This is a genomic window from Acerihabitans arboris, assembly GCF_010131535.1.
Lineage (GTDB): Bacteria > Pseudomonadota > Gammaproteobacteria > Enterobacterales > Enterobacteriaceae > Acerihabitans > Acerihabitans arboris.
This window is the reverse complement of the sequence record NZ_WUBS01000003.1, coordinates 190,721-206,676: the sequence shown is the minus strand read 5'-3', so window position 1 is coordinate 206,676 and position 15,956 is coordinate 190,721. Positions and strand designations below refer to the sequence as shown.

At 59.5% G+C, this 15,956-nt stretch carries 14 protein-coding genes and 1 pseudogene; 8 read left to right on the top strand and 7 right to left on the bottom strand.

The genetic code is table 11. The features are described 5' to 3' along the window. Positions 1 to 120: pseudogene (locus GRH90_RS26175) on the top strand (helix-turn-helix domain-containing protein); the annotation flags it as partial. 55 nt (positions 121 to 175) lie between these two features. Here GRH90_RS26175 and GRH90_RS05270 read toward each other — a convergent pair. Next, positions 176 to 1,099, bottom strand: a complete 924-nt coding sequence (locus GRH90_RS05270; protein WP_246235882.1) for an MBL fold metallo-hydrolase — start codon at positions 1,097 to 1,099, stop codon at positions 176 to 178. Positions 1,100 to 1,330: 231 nt separating this feature from the next. Here GRH90_RS05270 and GRH90_RS05265 point away from each other — a divergent pair, with 231 nt between their 5' ends. From GRH90_RS05265 to GRH90_RS26480, 4 genes are read left to right on the top strand one after another with little or no spacing between them, the layout of a single operon-like run. Continuing rightward, the gene (locus GRH90_RS05265) at positions 1,331 to 1,873 is read left to right on the top strand and encodes a winged helix-turn-helix transcriptional regulator (RefSeq protein WP_162364851.1); all 543 of its coding nucleotides are present in this window, start codon (positions 1,331 to 1,333) and stop codon (positions 1,871 to 1,873) included. Positions 1,874 to 1,886: 13 nt separating this feature from the next. Continuing rightward, the gene (locus GRH90_RS05260) at positions 1,887 to 2,969 is read left to right on the top strand and encodes an HlyD family secretion protein (RefSeq protein ID WP_218586217.1); all 1,083 of its coding nucleotides are present in this window, start codon (positions 1,887 to 1,889) and stop codon (positions 2,967 to 2,969) included. Positions 2,970 to 3,022: 53 nt separating this feature from the next. Then, complete coding sequence (locus tag GRH90_RS05255) at positions 3,023 to 4,567, top strand: DHA2 family efflux MFS transporter permease subunit (RefSeq protein ID WP_162365058.1); 1,545 nt, start codon at positions 3,023 to 3,025, stop codon at positions 4,565 to 4,567. A 19-nt stretch (positions 4,568 to 4,586) separates the two neighbouring features. Then, positions 4,587 to 4,748, top strand: coding sequence for a HipA domain-containing protein (locus GRH90_RS26480; protein ID WP_162364849.1), 162 nt, complete (start codon positions 4,587 to 4,589; stop codon positions 4,746 to 4,748). A gap of 133 nt (positions 4,749 to 4,881) precedes the next feature. On the opposite strand, the gene idnD is transcribed toward GRH90_RS26480, so the two are convergent. From idnD to GRH90_RS05235, 3 genes are all read right to left on the bottom strand, one after another. Next, positions 4,882 to 5,928, bottom strand: a complete 1,047-nt coding sequence (idnD, locus tag GRH90_RS05245) for an L-idonate 5-dehydrogenase (RefSeq protein ID WP_162364847.1) — start codon at positions 5,926 to 5,928, stop codon at positions 4,882 to 4,884. Further along, entirely contained in the window at positions 5,925 to 7,292 is a 1,368-nt protein-coding gene (locus tag GRH90_RS05240; RefSeq protein ID WP_162364845.1) for an MFS transporter, read from the bottom strand. The genes idnD and GRH90_RS05240 overlap by 4 nt, the downstream gene beginning before the upstream one ends. 104 nt (positions 7,293 to 7,396) lie before the next feature. Further along, the gene (locus tag GRH90_RS05235; protein ID WP_162364844.1) at positions 7,397 to 8,164 is read right to left on the bottom strand and encodes an SDR family oxidoreductase; all 768 of its coding nucleotides are present in this window, start codon (positions 8,162 to 8,164) and stop codon (positions 7,397 to 7,399) included. A 413-nt stretch (positions 8,165 to 8,577) separates the two neighbouring features. Between GRH90_RS05235 and GRH90_RS05230 the strand changes: the two genes are divergently transcribed. Next, a complete protein-coding gene (locus tag GRH90_RS05230; RefSeq protein WP_162364842.1) occupies positions 8,578 to 9,831 on the top strand; it encodes an enolase C-terminal domain-like protein in 1,254 nt (417 codons plus the stop codon). A gap of 125 nt (positions 9,832 to 9,956) precedes the next feature. Here the strand turns inward: GRH90_RS05230 and GRH90_RS05225 are convergent, their stop codons facing one another. After that, positions 9,957 to 10,670 (bottom strand): FadR/GntR family transcriptional regulator, encoded by a 714-nt coding sequence (locus GRH90_RS05225; protein WP_162364841.1) that lies wholly within the window; start codon positions 10,668 to 10,670, stop codon positions 9,957 to 9,959. A 299-nt stretch (positions 10,671 to 10,969) separates the two neighbouring features. On the opposite strand from GRH90_RS05225, the gene GRH90_RS05220 reads away from it, so the two are divergent. Both GRH90_RS05220 and GRH90_RS05215 read left to right on the top strand, forming a co-directional pair. Continuing rightward, positions 10,970 to 12,265: an MFS transporter gene (locus GRH90_RS05220; protein WP_162364839.1), complete on the top strand. Its 1,296-nt coding sequence runs from the start codon at positions 10,970 to 10,972 to the stop codon at positions 12,263 to 12,265. Positions 12,266 to 12,585: 320 nt separating this feature from the next. After that, a complete protein-coding gene (locus GRH90_RS05215; RefSeq protein ID WP_162364838.1) occupies positions 12,586 to 13,209 on the top strand; it encodes an NIPSNAP family protein in 624 nt (207 codons plus the stop codon). A gap of 92 nt (positions 13,210 to 13,301) precedes the next feature. Here GRH90_RS05215 and hutH read toward each other — a convergent pair whose 3' ends face one another. Then, positions 13,302 to 14,840, bottom strand: coding sequence for a histidine ammonia-lyase (gene hutH / locus GRH90_RS05210; RefSeq protein WP_162364837.1), 1,539 nt, complete (start codon positions 14,838 to 14,840; stop codon positions 13,302 to 13,304). A 106-nt stretch (positions 14,841 to 14,946) separates the two neighbouring features. Next, positions 14,947 to 15,900 (bottom strand): cucumopine synthase-related protein, encoded by a 954-nt coding sequence (locus tag GRH90_RS05205; RefSeq protein ID WP_162364836.1) that lies wholly within the window; start codon positions 15,898 to 15,900, stop codon positions 14,947 to 14,949. Positions 15,901 to 15,956 lie beyond the last annotated feature (56 nt).

Sequence of the window (15,956 nt, the reverse complement as noted above, 5' to 3'; positions counted from 1 at the left end):
AATTCATTAACCGGTTGCTCCAACGCAAGCAACATCCTGAACGGTTGCCGCGCATTGACAGTACGGCATATCAAAGCACTGCCGGCCCGTGTTAACGTCCCTGCCGAAATGTTTTTATAATGCCGCAGGTGATTTCATCCCCGGCCCACTCTACGCAATGGATTAGGCCGTTTCATCATGGCGCCGGCGCCGGCTTTTCGCCGGCAGCCTTCAACACGCAGCGGATATTATGCCGATGCACCTCTTCATAGGGTGCGAACCAGGCCACCGCGCCGGTTGCCAGCGACCCGGCGGCAAACTCCACCAGCGGCAGATCGGCTAATTCCGGTTGTCCCGCCAGCCTGATGAGCTGTTCGAGATAGCGTTCCGTGGCGGCGATCAGATCACGCTGATAGCCGCCCGCGGCAATCATCTCGTAGCGGCCGTGATTTGGCAGGATCCACTGGAAATCCCACCGCCTGAAGCGGGCCAGCTCGCGCAGATGTATGGCGAGCCGTCCGGGTTCCGTCACATAGGTCAGCGTATCTTCCAGCGTATCGCCGGCCAACACCAGCCCCAGTGAAGGGATAAGGACCAGGGTGCCGTCCGCGCTGTGGATATCAATCTGGCGCAGCTCCAGGGTAATGGAACCGACGGTCAGATCGAGCCTGTCGGTAAAGGTGGTGGTGGGCAAGACCAGCGGCTTGATTGGCGGGGAGCCGTTTTCCAGTTCTTCCCGGTGTTCGATCAGCCGTTGCCGGGTCAGATCGCAGGAGATAATCTCACAATCGCTGAACACCGCATTGCCGGCTACATGATCGGTATGCCAGTGGCTCATGACCACCCGGATGGAGGTAACACCCTGTTTTTCAAGGGTGGCCCGGATAACCGCGGCATGATCCAGCGTCATATGGGTATCGTAAACCACCGCCTCGGCGCCCTCGAAAATGGCATAAGTGGCGGTACCGAGTATGAAGGCGCCGTCGTCGAGCCAGTTTTCTTCCTCGCCGTAGAGCCTTTTATGTTCAATCCGTCCGTCATAAAAGGCCATGATACCCGGCCAGGGCCGGCAGATTCTCATGGTAACGGCCTGGGAAACGGCATGCTGATGCTCTGACATACAACACCTGCCTTAATATGATGAAGTCGCAGCGCAGGACCGGCGCCCGGTAAATAACCAATACGCGCTGTCCGCCGCCTGTGCAACCTGATATTGCTTACCGCCGTTTTGCTGGCGGTGGCCGGTCGCCTCAATCTGTTTTACACAATTTGAATTTGACACTTGCATGATGATAGTCACTGCCGGTATGCTACTATCAACTTGATAGTAACCAGACGGCGGTACCTGCCCATGAACAAGACCGATTTCAGCGCGATGCCCTGTCCGATTGCCCGCAGCCTGGGCCGGGTAGGCGAGTGGTGGAGCATCCTTATACTGCGTGACGCCTTTTACGGCCTGACGCGATTTTATGAATTCGAAACCAGCTTGAAAATCGCCCCCAATATGCTGACGCGCCGCTTGAATGAACTGGTGGAAAACGGGCTGCTGGAGCGCCGGCAGTACAGTGATAAACCCCCGCGTCATGAATATCGTCTTACCGACGCCGGGCGCGATTTTCTGCCGGTGCTATGGGCGCTGCTGGCCTGGGGCAATGCCCATTTCGCGCCCGAGGGGCTGGCATCGGTATTGGTTAACCGGGAAACCCATGTGCCGGCGCAGCCTATCCTGGTTGATGCGGCGACCGGCCGGCAAATTACCCCCGAGACCTATCGGGTGGGGCCGGGGCCGATGGCCAGCGAACAAATGCGCTACCGTCTGGATTTTCTGCAAATGAAAGAGGCCTGCGGGGATGACGACCTGCGTTTTAACCCTCCCGCTAAAACGCGTGCTTAACAGGATGCCCTCGATGAACACTTCCATGAGCGCAGAGGGCGCGGTGGCGCGCAACCCGAAGAAACGGCGCGGGTGGGCGCTGGCCGCCGCGGTGGCCGGGGCGGCCATCCTCGCCGGTTACGGCTATTATTGGTGGTCCCAAAGCCGTTTTGTGCAAACCACGGACGATGCTTATGTGGGCGGCGATATCACCACTATCAGCGCCAAAGTGGCGGGTTATGTCGCAAGCGTGGAGGTCACCGATAACCAGGCGGTTCATGCCGGCGATCTGCTGCTGCAACTTGACGACCGGGATTATCGGGCGGCGCTGGCGAAGGCGGAGGGGGAACTCGCCGCGCAACAGGCCGCGCTGGTCAATCTGGCCTCGACCCGCAGTTTGAAGGAAGCCCTGATCGATCAGGCCAGGGCCGTCATTGCCGGTTATGATGCGCAAACGGAACGTACCCGCCATGACCTTGAGCGCTATAAAAAGCTGCAGGTGACCGACGCCGTCTCGCTGCAGAGCCTGCAAAAAGCCGACGCCGATTACCGGCAGGCGACGGCCGACGGCCTGCAGGCACGGGCGGCGTTGCTGGCTGCGCAGCGTCAGCTGGCGGTAACGGACAGCGAAAAAGGGCAGATATTGGCCGCGCTGGATCAGGCGATTGCCGGCCGCGACCTGGCGAAACTCAATGTGGAATACAGCCAAATCCGTTCGCCGATTAACGGAGTGGTGGGCAACCGCCGGGCGAGGCTGGGCGCGTGGGCCGGCGCCGGCAGCCAGTTACTGGTGATAATCCCCGCCAGGGGTTTATGGGTGGACGCCAATTTTAAAGAAGACCAGTTGGCGGCTATGCGGCCGGGGCAACGCGCCACCGTCCGCGCCGATATCCAGCCGGGACGGCTGTTTCACGGTACGGTGGCCAGCCTGGCGCCGGCCACCGGCGCTCAGTTCAGCGTACTGCCGACGGAAAACGCCACCGGTAATTTTACCAAAATCGTTCAGCGCGTCCCGGTGCGCATCAACCTTGACAGCGACGACGGCACGCTGGGATTGTTGCGGCCGGGCCTGTCGGTCACCGCCGCTATCGACAGCCGCGAGGCGGGGCGCCCGTGAGCGACGTCGCCGCCCGGTCCCCGCACTCATCGGTGGCGGCCCTGCCGGCCGGCATGACGCTGGGCGCCAGGATTTTCGCCTTTTCCACCATGTGCGTCGGTATGTTTATCGCCTTGCTGGATATACAAATCGTCTCCGCTTCCCTGAAGGATATCGGCGGCGGCTTATCCGCGGGCACCGATGAAACCGTCTGGGTCCAGACCGCCTACCTGATTGCCGAAATCATCGTCATACCGCTTTCCGGCTGGCTGGCGCATGTGATGTCGACCCGCTGGTTATTCTGCGTTTCCGCCATCGGTTTTACCGCGTCGAGCCTGCTGTGCGGATGGGCCTGGAATATCCAGAGCATGATCGCGTTTCGGGCGATGCAGGGATTTCTCGGCGGTTCGATGATCCCGCTGGTGTTTACCACCGCCTTTATCTTTTTTTCCGGTTCGCAGCGCGTGTTTGCCGCCGCCACCGTCGGCGCTATTGCGTCGTTGGCGCCGACCCTAGGCCCGACGGTGGGCGGCTGGATTACCGATAACTATTCCTGGCACTGGTTATTTTTCATTAATGTGGTGCCGGGGATATTTGTCGCCGTGACGGTGCCATGGCTGGTGAAGATTGACCGGCCCAATGCAGCGCTGCTGCGCGGCGCGGATTACCTGGGCATCATGTTGCTGGCGCTCTCCCTGGGCTGCCTTGAGTACACCCTGGAGGAGGGGCCGCGCTGGGATTGGTTTGGCGATCGGACCATTCTGGCCACCGCCTGGATTTCCGCCCTGGCGGGCGTCTTATTCCTCTGGCGCTCGCTGACGTTTGCCCGTCCGATTGTCGATCTGCGTGCGTTGAAGGAGCGCAACTTCGCGTTCGGCTGTTTTTTCTCATTTATCACCGGCGTCGGTATTTTTGCCACCATCTACCTGACACCGCTGTTCCTCGGCCAGGTGAGAGGCTTCAGCGCCCTGCAAATCGGCATGGCGGTATTTTCCACCGGTATCTTCCAGGTGCTGTCCATTCCGGTTTATGCCTTTTTCGCCAACCGGGTCGATCTGCGCTGGCTGTTGATGTTCGGACTCGCCTGTTTCGCCCTCTCCATGTGGAACTTTATGCCGATTACCCATGACTGGGGCGCGCGGGAGCTGCTGGCACCCCAGGCGTTTCGCGGCATGGCGCAGCAGTTCTCCGTCGCGCCGGTGGTGACGCTTACCCTCGGCGGCCTGGCGCCGGAACGGCTGAAAATGGCCTCGGGTCTGTTTAACTTAATGCGTAACCTGGGCGGCGCCATAGGCATTGCCTGGTGTGCGACCTTATTGAACGATCGCACCAATTTGCATTTTTCCCGCCTGGCGGAGTCCCTGACGGCGCCCAACGAGGCGATGAGCGCCATGCTTGATACCCTGAGCGGGCAATTCATCCGGCTCGGCTACGATACGTCCTGCGCCGCCAGCGCCGCATTACGGCAGCTCTGGTCGTTAACCTTTCGTGAAGCGCGCACCTTAACCTTCAGCGATACCTTTACGGCCATTATGTGGTGTTTTTTGATCGCCACCGCCATGGTGCCCCTGATGAAAAAAACGGCTAAACCGGCCGCGCCGTCAACGTCGGCGCACTGAGGATGGCGCGCATTAAAAATTGTTTGGTATTGCCCGCCGGTTAAAGCTGAAAATTAAAAAAGCTGACCGACTGTTTCGGCGTATGATCTTTAATGTAGTAGCCGGAAATCATGACGATCGCTCAAAAAATTTCGCTTTTATAATCAACCAGCAATATCAATGGCAATTGGCGCCAGCCTAGGATCTCGCCTACAGCTACAAAGCTGGAAGTGAAGACGTGCCCGGCAGGCGTATTGAAGAGGTCGAAAGCCATCTGCGCTTAATGCTTTAGCTGCCGGGTAACCGGCGGCGGGGCTTACCCCGCCTCGGGCAAATCAGAATTTAATCTGTACCTTTGACGACAGCGTTTTATCGGCGGCGGCAATCAGCGCGCTCTCGATGGCCTCCGGCTGATATTCGCCGCTCAGCAGCGGCAGCGGGTTGATGCGTCCGTCCTGCAGCCATTTCACCGCGGTGTCGAACTCGTTTATAAAGCGAAAGGAGCCGACCCAGCGGATCTCCTTGACCAGCATCGGCATCACCGGATATTCCACGCTGGCGGCGCCCATGCCCACCTGTACCACGGTGCCGGCGGGGCGGGTGAGGGCGACGGTTGATTTGATGGCGGCCGGGCTGCCGGAGGCCTCGAACACCACGTCGAAATAGCCCCGGTTTTGCTGATAAGACCCGGCGCTGCCTTCATTCATCGGATTAAACGTGGCGGTGGCGCCCATGTGTTGTGCCAGCGTCAGGCAGCGGTCGCTGACATCGCACGCGACGGCCTCGGAAGCCCCGGCGCTCAGCGCCGCGGCCAGGATCAGGCAGCCAATCGGCCCGGCGCCGATCACCAGCACTTTGTTGCCGACCAGCGTGCCGGCCGAGTTTACCGCGTGGATCGCCACCGCCAGCGGTTCGGCAAAGGCCATCACTTTCGCCTCGGCGCGATCGTCATACGGAATACACTGTTCAACCGTGGCCGTCACGTATTCGGAAAATCCACCGTTCACATGCGGGTTGAACTGCGCGCTGCCCATAAACCGCATGGTGGAGCATAGGTTTTGTTTGCCCTCCAGGCAGAACTCGCAGTGGTTGCAGGGCCGTGATGGATTGACCGCCACGCGCTGGCCGACCCGCAGGTTCGAACCCGCCGGCGCCCGGCTGACCACGCCGACGAACTCATGGCCGATCACCATGGGGTGCTTAAGGACTGACATGCCGGCGCGGCCGTGCTGGTAATAGTGGATATCGGACCCGCAAATGCCGCCGCGGTCCACCTTCACCAGCACATCCTCATCCTGGTATTCCAATTCGCGCTGTTCCACGCGAACATCCTTCTCACCGTAGGCAAGGCAGGCTTTGCAACTGACTGTATGTGTGCTCATTGTTTGACCTCAATGTTAAGTGCGTCCGCGCCGGAGCGCGGCGGGACAGGTTCCGTTGATTTCGGCGGGACGATGACGTCGATGTTCCCGACCAGGAAGGTGTAGGCCAGCAGGCCGGCCAGCGCGACGGCGGCGATATACCACATAGCATACTGGAAATTGTTGGTGCGCTGCAGGATCACGCCGATGACAATCGGACTGATGATGCCGGACAGGTTGCCGCAGATATTCAGGCAGCCGCCCATGGTGCCGAGAAAGTTGCGCGGGATAACGTCGCTCCATACCACCCAGCCCAGGTTGGAAAAAGCATTGGCGAAAAAGGCGATGGACAGGATGGCAATGGCGATTAGGGGCTGGTCTTCAAAAAAGTTGACCAGGCAGATCACCATGGTCAGGCACAGCCCGGACATCACGGGCAGCTTGCGGGCCAGGGTGCGCGATGCGCCTTTTTTCAGCAGCATGTCGCTTAACGTGCCGCCGCACAGCACGCCGGCCATGGCCATCAGGTACGGAAAGGACGCCCCCAGGCCCGCTGTGGCAATCGACAGGTGCAGCCCCTTTTCCAGATAGACGATAAACCAGGTCAGGAAGAAGTACAGCGTGGAGGAACAGGCGAACTGGGCAATGAACAGGCCCCAGATGGTGCGCTTTTTCAGGAAGAAGGCAATATCGGCCCAGCGCACTTTTTCGCTGACGTTAGCCTGGTTTAGCGAACCGTAGCCGCCGCCTGCGCGGATGTAATCCAGTTCTTGCCGGTTGGTGGCTTTGCTGTGCTGCGGATCACGATATTTCGCCAGCCAGAAGGCGCCGAACAGGATGCCGGCGGCGCCGGACAGGTAAAACGACATTTGCCAGCCGTATTCCGCCACGATAAACGACAGCGCCGGGGTCAACAGCGCCAGCCCGATATATTGCGCGCTGGAATAGATGGCGGTGGCGCGCGCCCGTTCATGATCGGGAAACCAGGTGGCGATAATCTTGGTATTGGACGGGAAGGAGGGCGCTTCGGCTATGCCGATCAGGGCCCGGCAGCCCAGCAACATCAGGAATGACGCCGTGGCGGTGGCGAACAGGTGGTGCGAGGCAAAACCCATCAGGAAGGTAAACACGCTCCACAGGATGATGGCGCTGCCGTACAGGATGCGCGAGCCGATGCGGTCCAGCACATAGCCCACCGGGATCTGGCTGGCGGCGTAGAACCAGGTGAACATGGAGAACAGCAGCCCAAGCTGGGTGGGGCTTAAATCAAAATCGGCCTGGATTTTACTGCCGGCGACGGACAGGTTGGCCCGGTCCATATAATTGATAGCCGTTACGATAAACAGCAGCGACAGAATAAAGAATCGCGACTTGGTTGCCTTCATTTTATTGTCCTGGTCAGTAGTTGCCATTTTTTATTTTATAAACGGACGGATACAGGGATATAACCCACGGCGGCGATACCGTGGGCAAAATCGGGCCGGGCGGGTTACAGCACGGCCAGCCAGCCGCCGTCGACGTAGATAATCTGGCCGTTGATGTAATCGGACGCGGTGGAGGAAAGGAACACCGCGGTGCCGATCAGCTCTTCCGGCTTGCCCCAGCGCTTTGACGGGTTGCTGGCTTTGACCCAGGCGTCGAAATCTTTATTGTCGATAAGCGCGGTATTCATATCGGTGAGGATATAACCGGGGCCGATGGCGTTGGTCTGGATATTAAATTCCGCCCATTCGGCGGCCATCGCGCAGGTCAGCATCTTGATGCCGCCTTTGGCCGCGGTATAGGGCGCCACGGTGGGGCGGGCGGCCTGGCTGGTCAGCGATCCGATATTGATGATCTTGCCGCCGTTGCCGCGGGCGATCATCCGTTTCGCCGCCGCGCGCGCAACGATAAACGCGCTGGTCAGGTTAGTGTCGATGACGCGTTGCCATTGTTCCAGCTCCAGCTCCACCATGGGCTTGCGGTACTGGATGCCGGCATTGTTGATCAGGATATCCACCGGCAGCCCCTGTTGTTGCAGGGCGGCGAACGCGCTTTCCACCGCGTCCTCATCGGTGACGTCGAAGGCGACGCCGTGCGCCTGGTAGCCTTTGGCGCGCAGTTTTTGTACCGATTCATCCAGCAGTTCCGCGCGGATATCGTTCAGGACTACGCTGGCGCCCGCGGCGGCCAGCCCTTCGGCATAACAATATCCTAAACCGCGCGCCGAGCCGGTCACCAGCGCCGTTTTCCCGGTTAAATCAAATAGAGCAGACATAGCTATTCCTCATCATGGCCTTGGTGATGGATATCACCCGCTAACTTGTATGACATCATTCATATTCAAGGTGCTGTAATGAAGTATTTAAAGCAACACGTATAATCTTTTTTTGCCGGGAAGATCACAAAACAAACACTAATTGACTTTTAAATAAATTATAAATATGTTTTAAAACATATAGTTGTTATGGAATTTCTTAATTTTATGATCTGGCGCACATAATGAGGCACCCAAGCTTGGCTCGGCCTAAATTCGCTGGTATAACTGACTTTACTTGTAGGACAACACATAAGTTAATAGATCTGATATCGCTAGCCGGTTGGGTGCCCGGGCGGGTTAAAGCGAGGGAACATGCCGCCTTGAGATGAATACCGACATTAACGGGCAAACTTTGAAATTAAGGAGTGACTGTGAGTAATTTGAAAATCACCGCGGTGAAAACCATTCTGACCGCCCCGGGCGGCATCGATCTGGCGGTGGTGAAGGTGGAAACCAATCAGCCGGGATTATATGGCCTGGGCTGCGCCACCTTTACCCAGCGTATCCAGGCGGTGAAAACCGCCATCGACGGCTACATGGCGCCGTTTCTTATCGGCAAGGACCCGGCGCGCATCGAGGATATCTGGCAATCGGCCTGCGTAAGCGGCTACTGGCGCAGCGGCCCCATCATGAATAACGCGCTGTCCGGCGTGGATATGGCGTTATGGGATATCAAAGGCAAGCTGGCCGGCATGCCGGTATATGAACTGCTGGGCGGCAAATGCCGCGACGGCATTCCCCTGTACGTGCATACCGACGGCGGCGACGAATGTGAAGTGGAGGACAATGTCCGCGCGCGCATGGAAGAGGGCTATCAGTACGTCCGTTGCCAGATGGGCATGTATGGCGGCGCGGGCACCGACGATCTGAAGCTTATCGCCACCCGGCTGGCCCGGGCAAGGAACATCCAGCCGAAACGTTCGCCGCGCGCCAGCACGCCGGGGATCTATTTCGATCCGGATGCCTACGTGAAGAGCGTGCCGCGCCTGTTCGACCACCTGCGCAGTAAACTCGGTTTCGGCATCGAATTTATCCATGACGTGCACGAACGCGTGACGCCGGTGGCCGCCATCCAGCTGGCCAAGAACCTGGAACAGTACCAGTTGTTCTATCTTGAGGATCCCGTGGCGCCGGAAAATATCGATTGGCTCAAGATGCTGCGCCAGCAGTCGTCCACGCCGATATCGATGGGCGAATTGTTTACCAGCGTCAATGACTGGAAGCCGCTGATTACCAACAACCTGATCGATTATATCCGTTGCCATGTCAGCACCATCGGCGGCATCACCCCGGCGAAAAAGCTGGCGACGCTGAGCGAAATCCACGGCGTGCGTACCGCCTGGCATGGCCCGGGGGACATTTCGCCGGTGGGCGTTTGCGCCAACCTGCACCTGGATATGAGCGTGACCAACTTCGGCATCCAGGAATACACGCCGGTCAACGACGCGCTGCGCGAGGTATTCCCCGGCTGCCCGGAAATCGAGCTGGGTTATGCGTACCTGAGCGACCGACCGGGGCTGGGCATTGATATCGATGAGGAAAAAGCGGCGCAATACCCCTGTATCGGCGGTATTCCGTCCTGGACGCTGGCGCGTACGCCGGACGGGACGGCGTCGCGGCCATAGCCATGGAACGCGTGGTAGGGGCGGAGTATTGCCTCGCCTTATACCGGCGGGGCGGGTACTAAGGACCCGCCTTCCGGCACGGGATCCCGGCGGCGCGTGAGTTACCGTCTGCCGACAGGCGGCGGCTATTCGTCCGGCGCCGATTGTTTCAGTTTCTCAATCGCCGCCACGTTTTCCGACATTGCTTCATTGAGCACCGCCACCGCGGTGGAGGAGTCGCGGTTCTTGATCGCCATGAACACCTTGATATGGGCCTCGACGCTTTCCAGCGAAATGCCGAGCGCGCGGTTCAGCTCTTCCAGGTAGTAGTAGTAGATGTCTTTGATGGAATTCATCACGTTGTAAAACACTTTGTTCTGCGATGCCTTGGCGATCGCCAGATGGAAATCAAAGTCGGCCTGTGAATACTTTTTGTAGTCGTCCTTGTTCACCAGCATGCGGTTCAACGCCTGTTCCAGGGCGGTGATGTCGTCGGGCGTGGCGTTGCGTACCGCCAGTTCCATGCATTTGAACTCCACCGTTTGGCGGAACACCATCATGTCGTGAAACTCTTCGCGGCTCAGGTGCATGATGGGCTGGTGTTCGTTCAGCAGGCTTTGCCGGTTAAGGTTCTTGGTAACAAAGCTGCCTTTGCCCTGGTGGGTGATGACGATGCCGAGATCGCGCAGGCGCTGTACCGCGCTGCGGATGCTGACGCGGCTGACGTTGAACGAGGCGGTCAGTTCGGCCTCGGAAGGCAGCTTGCTGCCCGGCGGCCAGCTGCCGTCCAGCAGCTTTTCCTTGATCTGTTCATAAACCGCGTTAACCACGTTGTGTTTCTGTATTGATTGAATGCTCATGGTGTCCGTCGCATGCGTTGTCCTACAACATGCCTGTGTATAGCACGCCCCGCGGAGACTGTGAAGCCAAAAGGCGTATTTTTGTGCCCCAGCCCGGACCCGGCCGCTAAAAATAAATTTTGTGATCGCCGTTTCATTTCGTCGGGTTGGTGATTGATCGGCGGCGCTAAATGCCGCATTTATAAACACGAATGATGTCATACAAGATGTTGTATGACATGTTGTGCTTTGCAAGAAAGGCAAACATCCCGGCTTCAGGCACTGGCCGATAATAATTAACCTCTCCTTGGAATATCGACATGAGTCAACTTTTGCCACAGAACCTGGCGCCGGTACGCTGGCGTAAACTGATCCCGCTGGCGTTTATCACCTACAGCCTGGCGTATCTCGATCGCGCCAACTACGGATTTGGCGCCGCGTCGGGACTGGCGCACGATCTGAATATCACCCCGGGCATGTCGTCGCTGCTGGGGGCGTTGTTTTTCCTGGGCTATTTTTTCTTCCAGGTGCCGGGCGGCATCTATACCGAACGGCGCAGCGCCAAAAAACTGATTTTCTGGAGCCTGGTATTGTGGGGGATACTGGCGACGGCGACCGGCATGGCGCATAGCGTGGCGGCGCTGGCGGTGATACGTTTCCTGCTGGGCGTGGCCGAAAGCGTGGTGATGCCGGCGATGCTGGTGTTCCTCAGCCACTGGTTTACCAAGCGCGAGCGTTCCAAGGCCAATACGTTCCTGTTCCTCGGTAACCCGATCACCGTGCTGTGGATGTCGATTGTGTCCGGTTACCTGGTGAATTCCTTCGGCTGGCGCGGCATGTTTATCATCGAAGGCGTACCGGCGATCGTCTGGGCGGTTATCTGGTGGGCGATCTTCGTCGACCGGCCGAAAGACGCCAAATGGCTGACCGACCAAGAGAAGCAGGATCTGGAGGCCGCGCTGGCGGCCGAGCAGGCGGAAATGAAACCGGTGAAAAACTACGCCGAGGCGTTCCGCTCGAAGAAGGTGCTGGCGCTGTCGTTTATCCATTTCTTCTGGAATATCGGCATGTACGGTTTCATCATGTGGCTGCCTTCGATCCTGAAGACCGCATCGGGCCTGGGCATCGTGGCCACCGGCTGGCTATCCGCCGCGCCTTACCTGCTGGCGGTGCCGCTGATGCTGACCGCTTCCTATTTCTCCGATAAATTCCAGCAGCGCAAGCGGGTGGTGCTGCTGTTCCTGGGACTGGGAGCGGTATGTTTTTGCGGATCCTTTACCCTGGGCGCCGACCATTTCTGGCTGTCCTACGTGCTGCTGGTGATCGCCGGCGGGGCGATGTACACCCCCTATGGGCCGTTTTTCGCCGCGATCCCGGAGCTGTTGCCGCGCAACGTCATGGCGGGGGCGATGGCGTTTATCGTCAGCTTCGGCGCGCTGGGCTCGTTTGTCGGGGCGTGGATTGTCGGCTACCTGAACGGCGTCTTCCAGGGGCCGCAGGCGTCCTATGTCTTTATGGGCGGTTCGCTGGTGCTGGCGGTGGCGTTAACCGCGCTGACCCGCTTTAGCAATCCATTGCCGCCGGCAAATACACCAAAGGCGGTAGCCTATAGCTAGAACCCAGGCGCGGCGGGGCCGGTGTGGTCTCCGGCCCCGTTGGCCCGTGACTTTTTTTCCCGGTGCTATTAGAAACCCAGAGTAGGCAAACAAACAACTATGCGTTAATTTATTTCGTTATAGTTGTTGATTAAGCTGCCTGTATGCCTACTACCCCCTATGGCGATCCGATCGGACATTGGATGGGCGGATAGCCGTGAACAGGTCGGGGAAAGGGTCCGGGGCGATCCCAGCCGTGAAGGGCTGAGTTGTGCGCTGCGCATTGGGGAGTGGAACCCGTTGTTCGGCATGCCGGCGGGTAAATCCAGGCGAGATAATCTATGTTCTATGAGCTGACAAAACTGTCCGTACCTCCGCTGGAGCTTGATAACGCTTCAGCCAGGGCGTGGCGATGGGTCAAGGCGCCGGAGGCCGGCGGACGGATCCTGGGTTTCTGGCGTACGGAAATCGGTGAACTGTTCCAGTTGCTTGTTCTGCGCGGCTTCGACCAGCTGGAGGCATTACAGCGGGAGCGGGAACGGGCGCAACTCTCCCACACGCCGTTTAACCTTGCCGGCCAGGCGGTCGGCATCAGCATGGAAAGCTACCGGCCTTTCCCTTTCCTGCCGCCTGCGCCATCACAGGTGGAGGAACCGGGGGCGTTTTATGAAATCAGGACCTATAGGTTAAAACCCGGCGGCCTCGGTCCCACCCTCGCGGGATGGGAAAAAGCGCTGCCGCCGGCGCGGGCCTACTCCTCGCACCTGATCACCAATATGTACGCGCTGGACGGGCCGCCGCGCATTACCCATATATGGAAATTCGCCAGCCTGGAAGAGCGAGGCCGATTAAGGGCGGAACATTATGCGGCCGGGCTCTGGCCGCCGCAGGGCGGGCCCCGGCAAATTGCCGGCGCGACCTCCTTTATTTGCCTGGCGGAAAAAGACCCGGCCGACGGCGCCTGACGTTCGGGTATCTTGCCCTGGCGGGCAAGCACGGGCGCCCCCGACGAGGGGACTACGCCCGTGGCGGCGGAAATGGCGCGCCGGGTATTTGCTCAGTATTGTAACGGCGGCAAGCACGCCGTGCCGCCCACTGCGCCGGTTAACGCGCCGTCGGCAACCAGACGCGCCGCGGCGGCGATATCGCCGGCCATATACCGATCCACGGTCAGCGGCGCAATCTGGTTCCTGACGCATTGCACCGCGTTAAGCAGCGCCGGACTGGTCTTCAGCGGTTGCCTGAATTCAATGCCCTGCACGGCGGCCATGGCTTCGATGCCGATGATGGCATAGAGATTATCCAGCATTTTACCCAGTCGCCGGGCGCCGTGGCAGGCCATGGAGACATGATCCTCCTGGTTGGCGGAGGTGGGGGTGGAGTCGACCGACGCCGGATGCGTCATCTGCTTGTTTTCGCTCATCAAGGCGGCGGAGGTCACCTCGGCAATCATCATGCCGGAGTTAAGCCCGGGCGCGGCGACCAAAAAGGCGGGCAGGCCATAGCTCATCGACGGGTCAACCAACAGGGCGATGCGGCGCTGGGCGATAGCGCCGATTTCCGCAATCGCCAGCGCGAGGATATCCGCGGCGAAAGCCACCGGCTCCGCATGGAAATTGCCGCCGGACACCACGCTGTTATCGGACAACAGCAACGGGTTATCGGTCACGGCATTCGCTTCCTGGCGCAGCGTGGCGGCCACCTGGCGGATCAGGTCCAGGGCCGCGCCGTCCACCTGCGGCTGGCAGCGGATGCAATAGGGATCCTGCACCCGGCTGTCATTGTCCAGATGGCTTTGACGTATGCCAGACTCGCGCAGCAGCAGGTTGAGGGTCCGCGCCGCGTCAATTTGCCCCTGGTGGCCGCGCAGCTGATGGATCTCGTCATGGAACGGGGCCGTGGATCCCATCACCGCATCGGTTGCGAGCGCGCCGGAGATGAGCGCGGACTGCAGCGCCCGGTGCGCCCCGAACAGCCCTTTCAGCGCCAGCGCGGTGGAAACCTGGGTGCCGTTAATCAAGGCCAGCCCCTCTTTGGCCGCCAGGACGATGGGCTGCAGCCCCGCGCGCTCCAGCGCCTGCGCCGCCGGCATCCGCTGGCCGCGCAGCCACGCGTCTCCTTCACCGATCATGGCGGCCACCATATGCGCCAGCGGCGCCAGATCCCCCGACGCGCCCACCGACCCCTGCTCCGGGATAACGGGCACGATATCCTGGACCAGCATGGCCTCAATCAGGCGAATGACGTCATAACGCACGCCCGACGCTCCCCGGCCCAGCGAAATGAGCTTCAGCGCCATGATCAGGCGTACCACCGGTTTGGCCAGCGCGTCGCCGACGCCGCAGCAGTGCGATAAAATTAGGTTGCGTTGCAGCGTCACCACCTCATCGGCGTGGATACGCACCGATGCCAGTTTGCCAAAGCCGGTATTGATGCCGTACACCGCCACCTCTCCCGTGACGATTTCCGCCACGCGCGCCGCGCTCTTCCGGATGGCCGGTTCCATCGCCGGATCAAGCCGGACGGCCACATCAGACCGATAGACAAGTTCAAGTTGAGCCAGCGTGACATACCCGGGCTTTAAAATAATAGTCATGGTCTTTTCCTGAAAATACAATAATTTAGGATGCTGTGATACGGGACGGGAGCCGCCGGTGCCCCGCCGGGGTAAAGGCGGGACCGCGCGGCCGCGTTTCCCGCGGTCAGGCCAGCTCGACGGTCAGCCAGATGGGCGTTTTGGTGTCGAAGGTGCTTTTCCACACTTCGGCGCCAACGGCATCCAGGCGATCGGCATGTTCGGCGATAACCTCGCCCAGTACCGGTTGGGCCAGGTCCTCGGTGGTCGGTCCGTACTGCACGATAAATTTCTGTCCGGTGGATTGGGAAAAACGCAGTCGCCCTTTAGGCGCGTCGCAGATGCGCTCCCGTACATGGATAGGCGCGGTGGATACCATCGGACACCAGGCATACATGGATTCGCCGGTCACCACGGCATGATCCTGCAAGATGGTAAAGGGTAGGGCGTCCATCAAATCCTGGCATAATTCCGGATTTTCATGCACCGCCAGATAGGCTTCCACGGTGATATCCAGCGGTTGCCAGGTCAGGCGGATCTTACGGCCCGGCTGAATGGTTACGCGACGGGACAGATCGGCCACGGACGGCGCGGCGATTTCAGGATTGGCATAGGTAAACTGCTTGCCGAGTCCCCAGGGAAAATAATGGAACGACCAGGCGGCAAAGGTATCGGTATAGATGCAGAAGGCCCGGATCGCCTCGATGGCCTGCTGGCGCGAGTCCGCCCTGGGCAGCCATTCCCGCAGGGCCAACGCCAGTTTGCCCAGCTGTGGAAACCCGCTGTAACGCAGATAGTTGCTATAGGGATGATCGAAACTATCGAGGATAAAACAGAACTGCGGCAGCGTGATATCTGGGTTTTCAATCACCTGCAGCAGCGGATAATAGGTATACATCGAGTAATCGCGCATCATGCCGGCCGCGATATCCCATGTGCCGAAATACTGGCCGTAGCTGCCCGCCTGGTTGTCCAGGGTGCCGGTGCGGAACGCGTAGATCTCCGCTGGCTCCTCGGCGGCCATGGTGGCCGTACTGCGGCGAACGTGATCTATTACCTCTCCCAGGCTTGCATAGCTCATTCCATCCTCCTGTCATAGATTCTCGGGAAATTTGCGCCGGCGGCCTCAAGGCGCGG